The following is a 16,737-nucleotide window of genomic DNA, read 5'->3' as shown; positions in this document are numbered from 1 at the left end:
ATCCCGCGGGGAGCGACGCGAACGTCATACGACGAACCGCCACACGTACTCGAGCCCGTCGGCAGGGCGGAACCAGGCGAGCGTGACGACGACCTCGTCGAGGACTGCCTCGCACAGGCACAGCTGGATGCCTTCGGACGGCAGCACCTGACCCCATAGTTCTGTTCTGTCGGTGCGGAGGTCGTCGCGGAACACGCGCACGAAATCGGCGCTCTCTGTGCCGTCATTGACTACGACAGGATGATGGGGATCGCTGCGACGGATGCGCCAGGGCACCCGGTAGGCATTATTCGGCGGGATCTGTGACGGATCGATATAGCGCAACATGGGTGCCACAGTAGGAACGGTCGCCGACGCTGTGCCTCGTGTGCCGGCACCTGCGCCGGTGGCGAGGGAGAACCCTCAGGAATCGGTGTCTGTGGAGGAAGAGTCGAGTTCTTCCACACCGCGCTTCTTGCGTCCGATTTTGCCGATCTTCTGCCCTGCTCGCCCCACGCCCTTGGCAAGGGTGTCTGCTGCGCCCACGATCGCGGACCCTGCGTAGCGGGCTCCGTGCAGCATCCGCAGTTCGAGCTTCTCGGCGTTCGCGACGGGCTCGAGTTCGGCAGGAAGCACGGCGGGGGAGATTCCGAACGCGCGACGAGAGGTCGTCAGCACGCGCCGACCGAGCACGTGGTTTCCTGCGCCTCCGATTGCGGCGCCGATCCCGAAGGGCATGGCCTTGCCGATGAAGGATGCGCCACCGGCCGCGGCGAAGTGCTTGACGAATCTGGTCTTGAGCTGGTCGACGACCGGACCGACCGCGGCGCGGGGGAGCGACTTCGTGACGAGCTCACCCCAGTAGGAGGAGCGCCCGATTCCGTGGCCGCTTGCCTGCTTCGCGAGTTGGCCGACGAGATCCACGCCCTCTTTTCCGAGCATGAGAGTCATCACGAGTGCGCGCGCACGATCCGGATTCTCGATGGCGATCCCGTGGACTTCAGAAAGAGACTGTGCGAACAGTGCGGTCGACTCGAGGAACCCGATCGTCTCCACTCCGGAGAGTGCAAGAGTGATCCCGGTGCCGATGCCGGGGACGACGGCCGTCGCGCCGACGGCCGCGCCGCCAGCAGTCACGGCAGCCAGATACCGGCGTTCGAGAATACGCACGAGTTGGTCGGGTGAAGCGTTCGGGTTGCGCAGGCGGATGCTGCGGATGTGGGCGAGAACGAGCGGGCGCTGGATCGCGAGGACTCTATCGAGCCCGCGCACCGTGATCGGATGCTCGTCGGAGCCGGCCGGCGGCACTCCCTTGTCCCAGGCGGCATCGTCTGGGAGGGAGTGGATCTTGTGCACCTTCTTCGCCATGCCCAGATCCTATGCAAGTCATCCGCGAGAAAGCCGAAAGCCCGGCTCCCTGCGGAGCCGGGCTTTCAGAAGTGCAGATCAGACGTAGAGGTTCGCCCGCTCGAGGTCTTCGGCGAAGTCGACCTCGACTGCGTACAGATCCGAGACGTCCATGGGCTCGAGCAGCAGACCATCTTCGGCGATGGCGAGCTCGAGACCGCGCTCGAAGTAGTCCTGATCCTCAACACGCGACAGCTGGCGCATGAACGCCTTCTTGTGCGCGGATGAGATGTAGTTGATGCCGACTGCTTCGCCGAGGCCGCCCTTGACGGTCTTCGACAGCTGGTTGATGAAACCTTCGGCGGTGACGGTGTACTTGACCTCTTCGTCGCTGACCTTGGAAGTGTTCACCGTGACGAACGACTGGTCGCGTTCGATGAACTCGATGGCACGGCCGAGAATGCGCGGGTCGAAGACGACGTCGCCGTTCATCCAGAGGACGCCACCCTTGCCCGTCGCGCCGAGGGCGCGCAGCAGGCTCTTGGAGGTGTTGGTCTCGTCGTAACGCTCGTTGTGCACGTAGTTGACGTGCGGGAACGCCTCGATGACGGTCTCGGCGCGGTAGCCGACGACAGCAGTGATGCGGGCCTCGCGGCCAAACGCCGCACGGATGTTCTCGTGCTGCTGCTGCATGATGGTGCGGCCGTCGCTGAGCTCGGTGAGCGGCTTGGGCAGTGCACGGCCGAGGCGCGAGCCCATGCCAGCGGCGAGGATAACGGTCTGAAGAGTCACGAATTCTCCTAAAAAGATTCTGTGTTCACGGTCGCTTAATCGACCAGACACTTCTTCGTGCCGCCCTCATGCTAGCGATGGCGCCTGGGAACCTGTGGGGTGAGGCTCGGCTGTTGCCATTTCGTGATCAGGTACACACCTGACACACAGGTCAGACGAACACCCGTGAATCCATGACGATTGTGTCGTCGAGCCCTAAGAAATTCGGGTGCCGTTGATAGCGTAGGGGCGTGACTGCTTCTTTAGACGATGCCGCTGATCGGCCTGACTCCGCATTGAGCGCGCGCTCAGACGCGAAGGCGACTCGAGAGACCTCGTCGGCGAAGCCCAGTGCGGCGAAAAAGCCAGCGGTGAAGAAACCTGCGGTGAAGACACCTGCGGTGAAGAAACCTGCGGCGGCGAAGCCTGTTGCGAAGGCAGCGAGCACCGACGAGAAGAAGGCGAATCCCGCCACGAAGACGACCGCGGCGAAGAAGACGACGCCCCCCGCGAAGAAGACGACAGCCGCCTCGAAGAAGACCACGACAACCGCCGCGGTCAAGACCGTGGCTGCGCGCTCGACGAAGCCTCCCGCGAAGACCACGACGCAGACCGCAGCAGCCAGAGCAACTGCGGCTAAGAGCGAAGAGTCGAAGGCCGTCGCCACGAAGAAGGCGGCTGCCGCGAAGAGCACTGCGGCGAAGACGACGGCGGCGAAGACTGCCGCGGCTCGTTCGGCGGAGGGCAAGGCTCAGAGCGCGACGACTGCGGCGAAGACCACCGCCGAGAAGGCCACCGCAGCCAAGACAGCTGCGACGAAAGCCGCCGCGACCAAAGCAGCGGCGACCAAAGCAGCGGCGACCCGTGCTGCGAAGGCGGAAGCTGCGAAGAAGCCGCTCATCGCCGCAGACGATGCCGCCCCGACGGTGGAGGCTGTTCCTTCGCCTGCGCATGAGCCGGCCAGAACGGATCCCGCCACCGTTGACCTGCATGCCGTTCTGGATGCGGAGCCGGTGGTCGAGATCGAAATGCTCCTCGAGGCAAAGGCCGCCGCCGAGCCCGCATCGGAGCTCGCCGCGGAGGCGGAGCCCGTGCTCGAGCCTGAGCCTGAAGCAGCCGCCGAGCCCGTCGTAGCGGACGTGGTTGGCGACAAGGCGGGCGAGGTGCAAGGCGATGAGCTGGAGGGCGCTGGCAACGCCATCGTGGTGCGTGGTCTCGTGAAGTACTTCGGCGACCAGCGTGCCGTCAACGAGATCAACCTCACCATTCCCGCCGGGTCGTTCTACGGCATCGTCGGGCCGAACGGTGCAGGAAAGACGACAACTTTATCGATCCTCGCAGGGCTCTTGCGCGCGGACAGCGGACAGGTCAGCGTCTGCGGTATCGATCAGTCCGAGGACGCACTCGCAGCCAAGCGCCTCATGGGTGTGCTGCCCGATCGGCTGCGCACGTTCGATCGTCTGACCGGGCGTCAGCTGCTGCACTACTACGGTCTGCTTCGCGGTCTCTCCGTCGATGCGATCGAGAAGCGCTCTGCCGACCTCGTCCGCGCCTTCGACCTCTCGGCGGCCGTGGGACGTGTGGTCTCGGATTATTCGGCCGGTATGACGAAGAAGATCATGCTCGCAGGAGCCATGATCCACTCGCCGCGCGTGCTGGTGCTCGATGAGCCGTTCGAATCCGTCGATCCGGTCTCTTCTGCGGTGATCCTCGACATCCTCCGCGCCTACGTCGCGCACGGCGGGACGGTCGTCCTCTCCAGCCACGGCATGGATCTGGTCGAGCGAGTGTGCTCTCGGGTGGCGATCATCGTCGGCGGTGACGTGCTGGCGGAGGGGACCGTCGACGAGGTTCGTGCGGGACAGACTCTGGAATCGCGTTTCGTCGAGCTTTCCGGTGGGGTCGGCGAAGTAGAGGGGCTCGAGTGGTTGCACACATTCTCCGACTGAGGCTCGCGCTGATGTTCGGCGCTCTCCGCGGCGAACATGTGGTGCGCACCGTTTTGCGGCCGCTCATCGTCATCGCGGCGACCGTCACGGTGTGCATCGCCCTGGTGAGCCTGGCCTCGGCCCCGCTGCCGGTGGCGAGAACCGTCGTCGTGCTGGCCGCAGCGGCGATTCTGCTCGGATTTCTGGTCGGACCTGTGTTGACCGGTGCCGCCGACCAGCTCGACCCGCGACGCTTCGCGATATTCGGGGTCGATGTGCGGCACATGCCGTGGATGCTTGCCGTCGCATCGCTCGTGAGCGTGCCGTCGTTCGCGCTGATCGCTGTCGCGGTGTGCGTGGCTATCGTGCTGATCGCGCTCGGAACGCCCTGGCCGGTCGCCGTGCTGGTGTGTGTTCTCGGTGTCGTCTCCTCGGCCATCGCCGCGCGTATCGGGATGGCGATGAGCGCCTTGCTGCTCCCGGAGCGCCGCTCTCGCGAACTCAGCGCCCTCTTCGTGCTTGCTGTCGTGGTTATCGCCTTCCCTGTCGCGATCTTCCTCGGCTCCTTCGAGTGGGACGGTCAGGTGCCCGTCGCGGTGGCTGCCCTCACTGACGCGGTCGGATACACGCCCCTCGCGGCGGTTCCGAGCTTCGGGCTGGCCATTGCGGCGGGGGACGGCTCGGCAGCATGGCTGAGCGGGATCATCGCGCTCGTCACGCTCGGAGGGCTGTGGGCGTGGTGGACGTGGCTCGTGCGGCGTCTGCTCACCTCGACGGATCGCCCTGCGACTTCACGGGAGCGGGCGGGGCTCGGCTGGTTCGCGCTGCTGCCGTCGAATGCCTTCGGCGCCATCGCTGCGCGCAGCCTGGTGTACTGGCTGCGCGATCGGCGCTACATCGTGAACTTCGTCATCGTACCGATCGCCGGCGTGCTGACTGTGTTCCCGCTGCTCGTGGCGGGTGTGCCTCTGTACATCGCAGCTCTCGTGCCGGTGCCGGTGATGGCGCTCTTCTTCGGCTGGCTTCCGCACAACGACGTCGCCTACGACTCGACGGCGCTGTGGATTCATGTGGCCAGCGGCGTGCGCGGTGTCTCGGACCGACTGGGCCGTGTCATTCCGATCTCTCTGGTGGCGATCCCGGTGCTGGCGATCGCGATACCGCTGACGCTGGCGCCGATCGAGAGCTGGTATCTGCTCATGCCGATGATCGGGCTCGCCGCGTGTCTGTTCCTGTCGGGGCTCGGCTTGTCCAGCATCCTCTCGGTGACTTCGCCCTATGCGGTGTCGCGCCCGGGGGACAGCCCGTTCCAGCAGCCCCAGCGTTCGGCATCCCGTGGCGGATACGCCCCCGCCATCGCATTCATCGCCGCGATCGCGGTGAGCGCGCCGACCATCTGGCTGTTCATCATGACTGTGATCACCGATGACGCTTACAACCCCGCCACTTTCTGGGTAGGCATCGGGACGGGAGTCGTCGTGCTCGCGCTCGGTGCGATCGTGGGTGGTCGTATCTTCGACCGCGGCGGCGAGCGTCTCATGGAGTTCGTCGAGACCGCGTGACTCCGCCCGAGGAGCGCCCTCGGCCGGTAGACTCTGCGCATGAGTACTCCGCTGGACAGCCCCGATCAGGGCGGCGTGGCAACGCTTGATCGCGAACTGGAAGAACTTCTCAAAGAAGAGAATCTCGAGCCGGGAGACCATGAGCGCTTCTCTCACTATGTGAAGAAGGACAAGATCCTCGAGTCGGCGATCTCCGGCAAGCCGGTGCGCGCACTGTGCGGCAAGAAGTGGACGCCGGGTCGCGACCCGGAGAAGTTCCCGATCTGCCCGACCTGCAAAGAGATCTACGAATCGATGGTCGGCTGACCGTTCGACGGGCTCAGGGACCGTCAGTCCTGATCGCGGAACACCGTCGGGATCGCAGGATCCGACTTGCTGAGCGCGAGAGCACGCACCGGCAGTTCTTCGCGCACCAGAAGATGGTGCGCACGAGCGGATGCTGTGCCAGAAGCGCCTTCGAACGAGGCATCGATCTCGCCGCCATCGACCAGAGGGACTTGCAGGCTTCGTGAGTCAGGGTGCTCTGCGGCGGAACTGAGCTCTTCGAAGCCGTCGGAGACGACGATGGTCTCGGCAGTGGCGACGCCCTCGAGCAGCGTGCGGAAGGCCGCCTTGCGGCCACCTTTCGAGCCCTTGTCGGTCGATGCCTTCGCGACCGGGATCCAGCTTCCTGAGGCATCCTGCCGTGCGACGAGCTTGTAGACCATTCCCGCCGTGGGGTACCCGGAACCGGTGACGACCGAAGTGCCGACACCGTAGAAATCGACGGGGGATGCTGCCAGGGCAGCGATCGCGTACTCGTCGAGGTCGCTGGTCACGGTGATCTTCGTGGTGGTCGCTCCCAGCTCATCGAGCTGATCGCGCACTGCTGCGGCGACTGTCGGAAGGTCGCCGGAGTCGAGGCGCACGCCACCGAGTTGCGTACCGGCGACGCGGATCGCGGTGCGTACTCCCTCAGCGATGTCGTAGGTGTCCACGAGAAGCGTGGTGCCGCTGCCGAGGCTGTCGACCTGCGCACGGAATGCGTCTTCCTCGGAGTCATGCAGGAGCGTCCACGAGTGTGCGGCGGTGCCCATCGTCGGGATCGCCCACTGCCGGCCCGCCTCGAGGTTGCTCGTCGCACCGAAGCCCGCGATGTACGCGGCGCGGGCCGCAGCCACCGCTGACATCTCGGCGGCGCGGCGCGAGCCCATCTCCGCGAGCGGACGTTCGCCCGCGGCGATGCTCATCCGCGACGCGGCCGTCGCGATCGCGGAGTCGTGGTTCATGACGCTGAGCGCGATCGTCTCGAGGACGACAGCATCAGCGAAGGAACCCTCGACCGTGAGGATGGGGGAGCCAGGGAAATACAGTTCGCCCTCGCGGTACCCGCGGATCGTTCCGGTGAAGCGGTAGTTCTCGAGGTACTTCAGCGTCTGAGCGTCCACGACCTTGTGATCGCTCAGGTAGCGCAGCTCATCATCTCCGAAGCGGAAGTCGCGCAGCAGCGAAAGCAGACGTCCGGTTCCGGCCACCACGCCGAAGCGGCGTCCCCCGGAAAGACGTCGCGCGAACAGCTCGAAGACGCTCGGCCGGGTAGCGGTGCCGTCACGCAGCGCCGCACCCAGCATCGTGAGTTCATAGCGGTCAGTAAGCAGCGCCGTCGACGAGGTCATGCGCTCAGCCTAATGAGTGACGGTAGGCTGGTGAGTCATGAACGCGGCACCGATCGGCATCTTCGACTCCGGTGTCGGAGGTCTCACCGTGGCACGGGCGATCCGTGCCCAGCTCCCACGCGAATCCTTCGTCTACATCGGCGACACTCTGCATTCGCCGTACGGGCCCAAGGCGATCGCAGACGTGCGTCGCTATTCGCTCGAGGTGCTCGACACTCTTGTCGACCAGGGTGTGAAGATGCTCGTGATCGCCTGCAACACGGCATCCTCTGCCATGCTGCGCGACGCGCGCGAGCGCTATGACGTCCCTGTCGTCGAGGTCATCGGGCCCGCCGTGCGCCGTGCTGTCTCGACCACGCGCAAGGGCCGGATCGGCGTCATCGGAACCGTCGGCACGATCGCCTCACGCGCGTACCAGGACATGCTTGAGGTCAATCCGCATCTAGAGGTCTTCACTGCGGCCTGCCCGCGATTCGTCGAGTTCGTCGAGGCGGGAGTCACCGATACGGCCGAGGTGATCGCGGTCGCCGAGGAGTATCTCGCTCCGCTTCGCGAGGCGGGTGTCGACACGCTCGTGCTCGGGTGCACCCACTACCCGTTCCTGCGTGGTGCGATCAGCTACGTGATGGGCGACGGTGTGGCGCTGGTCTCCAGCGACGATGAGACTGCAGGTGACGTCTACCGCCAGCTCGTGCGTGGCGATCTGCTCGCGCCTCACCAGGCCACTGCGACCTACAAGTATGAGGCGACGGGAGAATCCACCGCGGAGTTCACCGCGCTTGCGAACCGTCTCATGGGTGCTGAAGTGCGCGATGTGCAGCACGTCCAGACGGGCGTGATCACACTGCCTGATCTCTCTGAGCTGGCCGAACTCTCTGACCCGGCACAGGCCGGTAACACCGACCCGAAGGAAACTCATGTCTGACATCGTCCGCGCGGATGGCCGCTCAACCGACCAGCTCCGCGAGATCACCATCGAGCGCGGCTGGAGCGCGAACGCTGAGGGCTCCGCGCTGATCAGCTTCGGTGGCACGAAGGTGCTCTGCACGGCATCGTTCACCAACGGCGTCCCGCGTTGGCTGACCGGCAAGGGCAAGGGCTGGGTCACCGCCGAGTATGCGATGCTGCCGCGGGCCACCAACAGCCGAAACGACCGCGAGAGCGTCAAGGGCAAGATCGGTGGACGCACGCACGAGATCTCGCGCCTGATCGGTCGCGCGCTGCGTGCTGTCGTCGACACCAAGGCGCTGGGCGAGAACACCATCGTCATCGACTGCGACGTGCTGCAGGCAGACGGCGGAACCCGCACCGCCGCGATCACGGGTGCTTATGTCGCACTCGCCGATGCGATCGAGTGGGGCCGCAATAAGAAGTTCATCGGGCAGAAGTCTCAGCCGTTGATCGACTCCGTCGCTGCCATCTCGGTCGGGATCATCGATGGCGAGCCCATGCTCGACCTGCCCTATGTCGAAGACGTTCGTGCAGAGACTGACATGAACATCGTCGTCACGGGTCGCGGTCTGTTCGTCGAGGTGCAGGGCACTGCCGAAGGGGCGCCGTTCGACAAGCGCGAGCTTGATGCGCTTCTTGAGCTCGGTGTCGCAGGCTGCGCCACGCTGAAGGAACACCAGCTCGCAGCTCTCGCAGGGGAGTGAGATGAAGGTCGTTCTCGCCACGCACAACGCGCACAAGGTCGCTGAGTTCCAGCAGATCGTCGCGATGACGCGGCCCGATCTGGAAGTTGTCGCCTACGACGGGCCAGAACCCGTCGAAGATGGTGTGACATTTGCGGAGAACGCGTTGATCAAGGCGCGTGCGGCCGCCGCGCATACCGGGCTTGCGGCATTCGCCGACGATTCTGGCATCTGTGTGGATGTGCTGGGTGGCTCGCCCGGTATCTTCTCTGCGTACTGGTCCGGGCAGAAGAAGGACGCCACGGCGAATCTTGAGCTGCTGCTCGATCAGCTCGCCGATATCGCAGACCCGCATCGCACTGCGCAGTTCGTCTCGACGATCGCGCTGGTGACGCCTTCGGGTGCCGAGCACACGGTCGAAGGCGTGTGGCCAGGGCGCCTCGCGACGACGCCTGCGGGAGAGAACGGCTTCGGATACGACCCGATCTTCATTCCAGATGGCCAGCCGGCGGACGCCGAGCGTACGTCAGCGGAACTCACTTCGGAGGAGAAACAGTCCCAGTCGCATCGTGCGCGTGCGTTTGAGGCGTTCGTCCCCTTGCTGAAGACACTGTGAGCGGCGGCGAAGCGCTACTGAGAATCGTTACCCTTACCGACTAGGAGAAATGGCCTCTGAGCGCAGATTTCCCTCGTAGCCTGGAGGTATGCACGATCACGCGCCAGGGATACGAGGGGCCAGCAACCGCCGGCTTCTGACGATCTCGCTGTGCCTCACGGCAGTGGTGATGCTCGTGCAGGTCGCGGGCGCGATCCTCACCGGGTCACTCGCGCTGCTGGCGGACGCCGCGCACATGTTCACAGATGCCTCGGCGCTCGTGATCGCTCTCATCGCGAGCACTGTCGCCGCTCGCCCGGCCGACGACCGCCGCACATTCGGGTATCAGCGTGCCGAGGTCCTCGGCGCGCTGGTCAACGCGGTGATCCTCATCGTGCTGTCGCTCAGCGTCGGCATCGAGGGCGTCCGGCGTCTCGTCGAGCCCGCCGCCACCGAGGTCGCAGGTCCCCTGATGCTCGTCGTCGCCGTGATCGGGCTGCTGGCCAACATGATCGCGATGTGGCTGCTCAGCTCAGCGCAGAAGACCAGCATCAACGTCCGCGGCGCATATCTCGAAGTCCTCGGCGACATGATCGGCTCGGCGGCTGTCATCGTCGCCGCGATCATCATCGTGACGACAGGGTGGATGCCGGCGGATGCCATCGCCTCGCTGTTCATCGCCGTCATGATCATTCCTCGCGCTATTACGCTCCTGCGGGAGGTGTTCTCGGTGCTTGCGGAGTCTGCGCCCAAGGACACCCACGTCAGCGAGATCCGCGATCACCTGCTCGGCTTCGATGGCGTCACCAGCGTGCATGACGTGCACGTGTGGCAGCTGACCCGCGGCGCGCCGGTGTTCACTGCCCACGTCGGGGTGGATCCGGGGGTGTTCGCACAGGGACGCGCGGGCGAGCTACTTGAGCAGCTCCAGGGCTGTCTTTCGGATCATTTCGACGTCGCGCACTCCACCTTCCAGCTCGAGCCCGATGGGCAAGCGGAATGCACCGATTCGCACGCCTGAGGGTGGTCACTCCCTGACGATGTCTGCCACGTCCTTGTCGGGGCGCAGACCCCGCCAGCGTGCGTGACGGAGCGATCCCTCCGATGTCCAGCCGGCGAACTCGACTTCGCCGACGAGTTCCGGCCGTAGCCACAGCGCATCGCGCGCATCTGGCGCGGGGACGCCATCCAAGGGATTCTCCGCAGTGCGCAGCGGGGTGAGACGCGTGAGCAAATCGCGCAGCATCCGGTCATCGAATCCTGTGCCGACCCGTCCGACGTAGCGGAGAGTGCCATCCGCGTCCGGAACGCCCACCAGCAGGGAGCCGAACGTGCCCGCACGGTTGCCGTTGCCGGGACGGATGCCGGCGATCGCGACCTCTTGCATCCGAGTGTGCTTGAGTTTCAGCCAGTCGCCAGAGCGGATGCCGGGGCGATACTTCGATCCGGATGCTTTCACTACGACGCCCTCGAGCTCCAGCTCGCGGCTGGTCTGCATCGCGGTATCCAGATCGTCGAAGACGGGAGGCACGATGATCGGGCCTTCTGCGCTCTCGGCGAGGGTTTCGAGCAGAGCACGGCGGTCGCGCAGCGGAACGCCGGTGAGGTCGTGCCCGTCGAGACGCATCAGATCGAACAGGTGATACGCGATCGGCGTTCGCACCACCTCTCGCTCGATCTCGCGCGCCTTCGTGAGGTGCATGCGCCGTTGGAGGAGTCCGAAGCTCGGTCGTCCAGAGGCATCCAGCGCGACGATCTCACCGTCGATGACCGCGTCGCTCGAGGCGAAGTGCGGCGCGCCATCAGCGGTGAGTTCAGGGTAGCGCTCAGAAATGTCCGTGCCGCTGCGGGCATGCAGGCGCAGGCGGCCATCCCGCCAGGTGCCCACGGCGCGGATGCCGTCCCACTTGATCTCGCTCCACGGGTCCGCGAGCGAGCGCGCAAGACCCGGCGTGCCTGATTCGGCGAGCATCGGGCGGATCAGTCCGGGCGAGCCGGAGGTGGAGGGGTCCTTCATGCGGTGCAGCAGCCACGATGACTTCTCACCAGAACCATCCGTGCGGATCAAAGCGAGCCGAGCACGGCCGAGGGGGCCTGACCCCGTGAACGTCCCGATGACTTCGTCCTCGCGCCATTTCTCGAGCTCAACCGTCCCGGTGTCCCAGATGGTCATGGTTCCGGCCCCGTACTCGCCGCGGGGGATCTCGCCGTGGAAGGTCAGGTACTCGAGCGGATGCGGCTCAGTCATCACAGCCAGGCGGTTGCGAGCGGGGGACTCCGGGACACCCTTGGGCACCGCCCAGCTCACCAGCACCCCGTCGCGCTCGATGCGCAGATCGAAATGGGTCGCGCGTGCGTGATGCTCCTGGATGACGAAACGAGTCAGTGGCCCTGCCGCGACGGCGAGGGCACGCTCCGGCACAGGCTCCGGGGTGCGCGCGGCATCGCGCTTCGCCCGGTAGGGGGCGAGGGCGGCATCCGCGGGCGAAGGCCCGATCCCCTCGAAAGGATCGATGCCAGCCTCGACGCGCGCTATGACCTCGTCGAAGCGGAGTTGACGCAGCTCAGGATCGTCGAGCTCATCCCACGTGCGCGGAGCAGCCGCGGTCGGAACCGCCCGGCCCCGAAGAGAGTATGGCGAGATCGTGGTCTTGGAACCGTTGTTCTGGCTCCAATCGATGAAGACCTTGCCGTCACGCACAGATTTCGACATCGTGCTGGTGGCGAGATTCGGATGGTCTGTCTCGATCGAGCGGGCGAGCTCGCGGGCGAGAGCGGATGCGTGATCGCTGGTCTGGCGTCCGTCGAGATGGCAGTACAGGTGGATGCCCTTGCTACCGCTCGTGACGGGTACCGGGTCGAGGCCGATATCGCGAAGGATGTCTCGGGTGATCCGGGCGATGAGTGCGCACTGGGCGAGGTCTGCGCCCGGCCCCGGATCGAGGTCGAGGACGAGACGGTCAGGATTCTGGCGTTCGTCGTTCGCACCGAACCGCCACTGCGGCACGTGCAGTTCAATGCTCGCCACCTGCGCCATCCACACGAGTGTCGGCACATCGGCCGCGAGAGGGTATTCCTTCGCACCGCCCGAATGCTCTATCGGCAGTCGGCGCACCCACTCCGGCGCACCGCGCTCCAACTGCTTCGCGAAGAATGCCTCCTCCGGAGCATCCGCAGTGCCGACCCCCCCGACCCACCGCTTGCGCGTGATCGGACGACCGGCCAGCAGCGGCAGCATCCGAGGGGCGACCTGCGTGTAGTACGCGATCACCTCGCCCTTCGTCGTGCCCGTCTCGGGGTACAGGACCTTGTCGAGGTTCGTCAGGCGCAGCCGTCTGCCGTCGACCTCGACCATCTGCGTCTCGCCTGGCATGTCGTCAGAGTAACGGCAACCCCCTGGTCAGAGGTGGAGCGGACAGTGTGTACTGGTGTCATGAGGTCGATCTGGAAGGGCGCCCTGACATTCGGGCTGGTGAACGTGCCGGTGAAGGTGTACTCCGCCACCGAGGACCACGACGTCTCGCTGCATCAGGTGCACGATGAGGACGGCGGACGCATCCGATACAAGCGCACGTGCGAGGTATGCGGACAAGTGATCGCGTATCAGAACATTGACCGCGCCTACGAAGACGATGGGCAGATGGTCGTGCTCACCAAGGACGATCTCGAGGCCCTCCCAGCAGAGCGCAGTCGAGAGATCGACGTCGTCGAATTCGTGCCGAGCGACCAGGTCGATCTGCTCACGCTCGATCGGGCGTACTACCTCGAGCCGGACTCGAAGTCCCCGAAGGCCTATGTGCTGCTGCGCAGGACGCTTGAGGAGACCGACCGCACCGCGATCGTCCGCTTCACACTGCGGCAGAAGACGCGGTTGGCTGCGCTTCGGGTACGCGGAGACGTGCTCGTGCTGCAGACCCTGTTGTGGGCTGACGAGGTGCGAGAGGCCGTGTTCGAATCATTGGAGGAGGACGTGAAGATCTCGAAGAAGGAGCTCGAGCTGTCTGCCAGTCTGGTGGAGAGCTATTCGAGTGACTTCGAGCCCGATTCATTCGTGGACGAGTATCAGAAGGAGCTCCGAACGCTCATCGACGCGAAGATCGAGGCCGGTGACACGTTCGATGTCGCCGAGACCTTCGCGGAAGATCAGGCAGAGGGCAAGGGCGGCGAAGTCATCGACCTGATGGAGGCGCTCAAGGCGAGCGTCGAGCGATCACGTGCGAAGAAGAAGGACGCCGGTTAGGACGAGCTTTCGGCGTCAGTGCTTGCCGTCGCCGTCGAGATCGGGTGCACGGTCGAACACATCGGCATCGAGCGTGAGCTCTTTCGCCTCGTCGGCATCGGTGTCGGGGTCGCCGCCCGAGGCGAGGGCCTTCTTGACCTTGTGACGCTCGGAGAAGTAGTGCCAGAGCGTGATCAGCGCGGTACCGCCGACGGCGGCGAGCAGGATGATGTCGATGTAGTCGGTGACCAGCTTCGCGATCCATGGGATGAATGCGATCAGGTAACCGAGCATCGTCAGTCCGAAGCCCCAGAGCACGGCTCCGATGAGGTTGTACAGGCTGTACCGCTTCCACGGCATGTGACCGACGCCCGCAGCGACGGGCGCGAACGTGCGCACGATCGGCACGAAGCGCGCGAGGATCACGGTGACTCCGCCGAAGCGCTCGAAGAACGCATTCGTGCGTTCGACGTTCTTGCGACTGAAGAGGCCCGATTCCTTGCGTTCGAACACCGCAGGGCCACCCTTGTGGCCGATGAAGTAGCCGACCTCACCGCCCAAGAAGGCAGCAAGGGCGATCAGCAGCGACACGATCCAGATGTTCACGCCGAACACGTTGCTGGTGTGGGTCAGCAGCCCCGCGATCACCAGCAGCGTGTCGCCTGGCAACAAGAACCCGACCAGAAGACCGGTCTCTGCGAAGACGATGAAACATACAACCAGCAGAGCCCATGGCCCGGCCGCGCCGATGATGACCTCGGGGTCCAGCCACGGGATGAGCGCAATGTGATGCATGTGCGGAAGGCGGGACTTGAACCCGCACGCCCTAGAGCACAGGAACCTAAATCCTGCGTGTCTACCAATTTCACCACTCCCGCGCAGAGATCAGTCTAGGGGTGCGATCGGGTGTGGAAGAAGTGGGGGCATCCGTCTTCGTAGGGAGGGAAAACCCGACTTCGCGCTGACCCGTTCATCCGACGAAGACCGGTGGGCGGTCTGTGGATAACTTTCGAGGCCGCCCGCCGATCTTTGCGAGGATGCCGGGGTGAGTCACCCCTCCCTCGTTGTCGCCGAGCGCGTTCGCCGTCGTCTGCGCGCCGAACAGACCGATCCCTCGCTCGCGCCCGATGAAGCAAGACGGATCACTCAGGCAGAGGTGCGTAGGCACAACGACCTCGCGCTTTCACGTGGGGATGCGACCATCGATGACGAGTCCGCCTGCGTGCGCGACGTACTGGCGTCGATCAGCGGCCTCGGACCACTCCAGCCCCTTTTGGATGATCCGAGCATCGAAGAGATCTGGCTGAATGGATCTGATCGGGTGTTCATTGCGCGCGGAGGAGTTTCGGAGCGGCTCCCGCTCGCACTGACAGACGCGATGGTGCGCGACTTGGTAGAGCGGATGCTGCAGTCCACCGGGCGCCGCGTGGATATCAGTCAGCCTTTCGTCGATGCATCTCTGCCCGACGGCTCCCGCCTGCATGTCGCGATCGCGGACGTCGTCCGTGGCTCGTGGGCTGTGAACATCAGGAAGTTCCTCCCGGGCCACCGCACGCTGGAGTCCCTGGTGGAACTGGGGTCGATGCCGGTCGAGGTCGCCGAGATGCTGCGTCGCGCGATGGGGGACGGGCTCAGCGTCATCGTGTCGGGGGCTACTCACGCGGGCAAGACGACCCTTCTCGGCGCATTGCTCGCTTCCTGCGCCGATGCACAGCGGATCATCACTGTCGAGGAGACGTTCGAACTCGCAGTGGATGGCCCGGATCTTGTGGCGCTGCAGGGCCGTCAGGCGAGCCTGGAGGGGACCGGGGAGATCACCCTGCGCCGTCTGGTCAAAGAAGCGCTGCGTATGCGACCTGATCGACTGGTGGTGGGGGAGGTCCGCGATGCGGAGGCGCTCGATCTCGTGCTCGCGCTGAACACGGGTGTGCCTGGTGCGGGAACTGTGCACGCGAACTCCGCTGTCGAAGCACTTGACAAGCTCTCGATCCTGCCGCTGCTCGCCGGGCGCAACATCGATCGCGCGTTCATCGCGCCTGCGCTCGCCGCATCGGTGTCATTGGTCGTGCACTGCGCTCGCGACGCGGTGGGTGCGCGTTACGTCGCCGAGGTGATCGCACCTACCGGAGAGGTCGTCGAAGGTCGCATCATCACCCGAACGGTGTACCGGGCGGAGGCGAGGACATGACGCTGCTTCTGGGCGCGCTGCTCGCAGCCGGGCTCCTGCTGAGCGCATCACCGTGGCTGTGGCCCCGCACGTCTGAGCGGAAGCATCCGCAGCGTCGTGACGACCGGCTCACGCGGCTTATGGATGAAGCCGGCTTCGCGGCTGTCGAGCGGCATCGAGTGGTCGCGGTCATCGTGACGCTTGCCCTTGTCGTGGCTGCGGTCGCATGGCTCGGCACCGGAATCCCCGTGCTCGCAGCGCTGGCGGCCATCGCAGCGGGTGCTGCGCCGATCGCATTCCTCCGATCGCGGAGGCTTCGACTGCTGAGAGCACGCCGTCAGATGTGGCCGGACGTCTGTGATCTGCTGGTCGCGGCGATCAGAGTCGGCCTCTCGCTGCCCGATGCCGTCGCAAGCCTCTCCGAGTCAGCGCCGACGGCTGTGCGACCCGCGTTCGCGGTGTTCGCCCGAGATCTGCGCGCCACTGGCCGCTTCGAGAGCAGCATAGATCGCCTCAAGACGACGCTGGCCGATCCGACTGCCGATCGCATCATCGAGGCGTTGAAGATGGCGCGCCAGGTCGGCGGCACCGAACTGACCGGTGTGCTTCGTGCCCTGTCTTCATCTGTGCGTGCGGATGCCGCGCTGCGCGGCGAGATCGAGGCCAAGCAGTCCTGGATTCGCGGAGCAGCGGTGCTGGGCGTCGTCGCGCCGTGGGTGATCCTCGCGCTTCTCGCTCTGCGGCCCGAGGGCGCCCAGGCCTATGCGAGCGCGGAAGGCGTGATGGTGATCGTCGGCGGCGCAGTCGTCTCAGTGATCGCATTCCGCATCATGGTGCGAATCGGACGACTGCCAGAGCCGCGGCGGTGGTTCGCGTGAAC

General features: G+C 65.2%; 17 protein-coding genes and 1 tRNA gene. 10 read left to right on the top strand and 8 right to left on the bottom strand.

From position 1 onward, the window contains the following. Positions 1-24 precede the first annotated feature (24 nt). The 4 genes from ACTU6U_RS09730 to ACTU6U_RS09715 all read right to left on the bottom strand — a co-directional run bounded on the left by ACTU6U_RS09730 (position 25) and on the right by ACTU6U_RS09715 (position 2,701). Positions 25-327: a hypothetical protein gene (locus ACTU6U_RS09730; protein WP_443468920.1), complete on the bottom strand. Its 303-nt coding sequence runs from the start codon at positions 325-327 to the stop codon at positions 25-27. 75 nt (positions 328-402) lie between these two features. After that, entirely contained in the window at positions 403-1,347 is a 945-nt protein-coding gene (locus ACTU6U_RS09725) for a hypothetical protein (RefSeq protein ID WP_443468919.1), read from the bottom strand. A gap of 78 nt (positions 1,348-1,425) precedes the next feature. Continuing rightward, positions 1,426-2,118 (bottom strand): phosphocholine cytidylyltransferase family protein, encoded by a 693-nt coding sequence (locus tag ACTU6U_RS09720; RefSeq protein ID WP_443468918.1) that lies wholly within the window; start codon positions 2,116-2,118, stop codon positions 1,426-1,428. A 151-nt stretch (positions 2,119-2,269) separates the two neighbouring features. Beyond that, on the bottom strand, positions 2,270-2,701 hold the full coding sequence (locus ACTU6U_RS09715) for a hypothetical protein (protein WP_443468917.1): 432 nt from the start codon (positions 2,699-2,701) through the stop codon (positions 2,270-2,272). Between ACTU6U_RS09715 and ACTU6U_RS09710 the strand changes: the two genes are divergently transcribed. The 3 genes from ACTU6U_RS09710 to ACTU6U_RS09700 are packed head-to-tail and all read left to right on the top strand — an operon-like array spanning position 2,664 to position 5,893. After that, complete coding sequence (locus ACTU6U_RS09710; RefSeq protein WP_443468916.1) at positions 2,664-4,046, top strand: ABC transporter ATP-binding protein; 1,383 nt, start codon at positions 2,664-2,666, stop codon at positions 4,044-4,046. The two genes, ACTU6U_RS09715 and ACTU6U_RS09710, sit on opposite strands and share 38 nt — an antisense overlap. Before the next feature lie 11 nt (positions 4,047-4,057). After that, positions 4,058-5,587: a phosphatidylglycerol lysyltransferase domain-containing protein gene (locus tag ACTU6U_RS09705; RefSeq protein WP_443468915.1), complete on the top strand. Its 1,530-nt coding sequence runs from the start codon at positions 4,058-4,060 to the stop codon at positions 5,585-5,587. A gap of 39 nt (positions 5,588-5,626) precedes the next feature. Beyond that, positions 5,627-5,893: a DUF3039 domain-containing protein gene (locus tag ACTU6U_RS09700; RefSeq protein WP_417510677.1), complete on the top strand. Its 267-nt coding sequence runs from the start codon at positions 5,627-5,629 to the stop codon at positions 5,891-5,893. Between the two features lie 23 nt (positions 5,894-5,916). Here the strand turns inward: ACTU6U_RS09700 and ACTU6U_RS09695 are convergent, their stop codons facing one another. Next, positions 5,917-7,242 carry a nicotinate phosphoribosyltransferase gene (locus ACTU6U_RS09695; protein ID WP_443468914.1) on the bottom strand — a complete coding sequence of 442 codons (1,326 nt, stop codon included), beginning with the start codon at positions 7,240-7,242 and terminating at the stop codon, positions 5,917-5,919. A 37-nt stretch (positions 7,243-7,279) separates the two neighbouring features. Between ACTU6U_RS09695 and murI the strand changes: the two genes are divergently transcribed. From murI to ACTU6U_RS09675, 4 genes are all read left to right on the top strand, one after another. Beyond that, on the top strand, positions 7,280-8,167 hold the full coding sequence (murI, locus tag ACTU6U_RS09690; RefSeq protein ID WP_443468913.1) for a glutamate racemase: 888 nt from the start codon (positions 7,280-7,282) through the stop codon (positions 8,165-8,167). Beyond that, the gene (rph, locus tag ACTU6U_RS09685) at positions 8,160-8,897 is read left to right on the top strand and encodes a ribonuclease PH (RefSeq protein ID WP_443468912.1); all 738 of its coding nucleotides are present in this window, start codon (positions 8,160-8,162) and stop codon (positions 8,895-8,897) included. The genes murI and rph overlap by 8 nt, the downstream gene beginning before the upstream one ends. 1 nt (position 8,898) lies before the next feature. Further along, positions 8,899-9,492 (top strand): RdgB/HAM1 family non-canonical purine NTP pyrophosphatase, encoded by a 594-nt coding sequence (rdgB, locus tag ACTU6U_RS09680; RefSeq protein WP_443468911.1) that lies wholly within the window; start codon positions 8,899-8,901, stop codon positions 9,490-9,492. A gap of 88 nt (positions 9,493-9,580) precedes the next feature. After that, positions 9,581-10,492: a cation diffusion facilitator family transporter gene (locus ACTU6U_RS09675; RefSeq protein ID WP_443468910.1), complete on the top strand. Its 912-nt coding sequence runs from the start codon at positions 9,581-9,583 to the stop codon at positions 10,490-10,492. A gap of 6 nt (positions 10,493-10,498) precedes the next feature. On the opposite strand, the gene ACTU6U_RS09670 is transcribed toward ACTU6U_RS09675, so the two are convergent. Next, entirely contained in the window at positions 10,499-12,844 is a 2,346-nt protein-coding gene (locus tag ACTU6U_RS09670; protein ID WP_443468909.1) for an ATP-dependent DNA ligase, read from the bottom strand. A gap of 60 nt (positions 12,845-12,904) precedes the next feature. Between ACTU6U_RS09670 and ku the strand changes: the two genes are divergently transcribed. Further along, positions 12,905-13,711, top strand: coding sequence for a non-homologous end joining protein Ku (gene ku / locus ACTU6U_RS09665; RefSeq protein WP_443468908.1), 807 nt, complete (start codon positions 12,905-12,907; stop codon positions 13,709-13,711). Between the two features lie 15 nt (positions 13,712-13,726). Here ku and ACTU6U_RS09660 read toward each other — a convergent pair whose 3' ends face one another. Next, on the bottom strand, positions 13,727-14,485 hold the full coding sequence (locus ACTU6U_RS09660) for a DedA family protein (protein ID WP_443468907.1): 759 nt from the start codon (positions 14,483-14,485) through the stop codon (positions 13,727-13,729). Between the two features lies 1 nt (position 14,486). Continuing rightward, positions 14,487-14,568: transfer RNA gene (locus ACTU6U_RS09655), tRNA-Leu, on the bottom strand. 167 nt (positions 14,569-14,735) lie between these two features. Here ACTU6U_RS09655 and ACTU6U_RS09650 point away from each other — a divergent pair. Together ACTU6U_RS09650 and ACTU6U_RS09645 are read left to right on the top strand one after the other, a co-directional pair. Then, entirely contained in the window at positions 14,736-15,878 is a 1,143-nt protein-coding gene (locus tag ACTU6U_RS09650; protein ID WP_443468906.1) for a TadA family conjugal transfer-associated ATPase, read from the top strand. After that, entirely contained in the window at positions 15,875-16,735 is an 861-nt protein-coding gene (locus tag ACTU6U_RS09645) for a type II secretion system F family protein (RefSeq protein WP_443468905.1), read from the top strand. The genes ACTU6U_RS09650 and ACTU6U_RS09645 overlap by 4 nt, the downstream gene beginning before the upstream one ends. The last annotated feature ends 2 nt before the right edge of the window (positions 16,736-16,737 follow it).

The organism is Microbacterium zouquanmingi (assembly GCF_052266695.1).
Classification (GTDB): Bacteria; Actinomycetota; Actinomycetes; order Actinomycetales; family Microbacteriaceae; genus Microbacterium.
Note: the sequence above shows the minus strand (reverse complement) of the source record. Positions and strands in the feature narration are given on the sequence as shown.

What these genes read in the sequence shown, in the direction of transcription:
- ACTU6U_RS09730 (WP_443468920.1), bottom strand. Translation starts at nt 327, where the DNA reads ATGTTGCGCTATATCGATCCGTCACAGATCCCGCCGAATAATGCCTAC.
- ACTU6U_RS09725 (WP_443468919.1), bottom strand. Translation starts at nt 1,347, where the DNA reads ATGGCGAAGAAGGTGCACAAGATCCACTCCCTCCCAGACGATGCCGCC.
- ACTU6U_RS09705 (WP_443468915.1), top strand. Translation starts at nt 4,058, where the DNA reads ATGTTCGGCGCTCTCCGCGGCGAACATGTGGTGCGCACCGTTTTGCGG.
- ACTU6U_RS09700 (WP_417510677.1), top strand. Translation starts at nt 5,627, where the DNA reads ATGAGTACTCCGCTGGACAGCCCCGATCAGGGCGGCGTGGCAACGCTT.
- ACTU6U_RS09695 (WP_443468914.1), bottom strand. Translation starts at nt 7,242, where the DNA reads ATGACCTCGTCGACGGCGCTGCTTACTGACCGCTATGAACTCACGATG.
- murI (WP_443468913.1), top strand. Translation starts at nt 7,280, where the DNA reads ATGAACGCGGCACCGATCGGCATCTTCGACTCCGGTGTCGGAGGTCTC.
- rph (WP_443468912.1), top strand. Translation starts at nt 8,160, where the DNA reads ATGTCTGACATCGTCCGCGCGGATGGCCGCTCAACCGACCAGCTCCGC.
- rdgB (WP_443468911.1), top strand. Translation starts at nt 8,899, where the DNA reads ATGAAGGTCGTTCTCGCCACGCACAACGCGCACAAGGTCGCTGAGTTC.
- ACTU6U_RS09675 (WP_443468910.1), top strand. Translation starts at nt 9,581, where the DNA reads ATGCACGATCACGCGCCAGGGATACGAGGGGCCAGCAACCGCCGGCTT.
- ACTU6U_RS09670 (WP_443468909.1), bottom strand. Translation starts at nt 12,844, where the DNA reads ATGCCAGGCGAGACGCAGATGGTCGAGGTCGACGGCAGACGGCTGCGC.
- ku (WP_443468908.1), top strand. Translation starts at nt 12,905, where the DNA reads ATGAGGTCGATCTGGAAGGGCGCCCTGACATTCGGGCTGGTGAACGTG.
- ACTU6U_RS09660 (WP_443468907.1), bottom strand. Translation starts at nt 14,485, where the DNA reads ATGCATCACATTGCGCTCATCCCGTGGCTGGACCCCGAGGTCATCATC.
- ACTU6U_RS09645 (WP_443468905.1), top strand. Translation starts at nt 15,875, where the DNA reads ATGACGCTGCTTCTGGGCGCGCTGCTCGCAGCCGGGCTCCTGCTGAGC.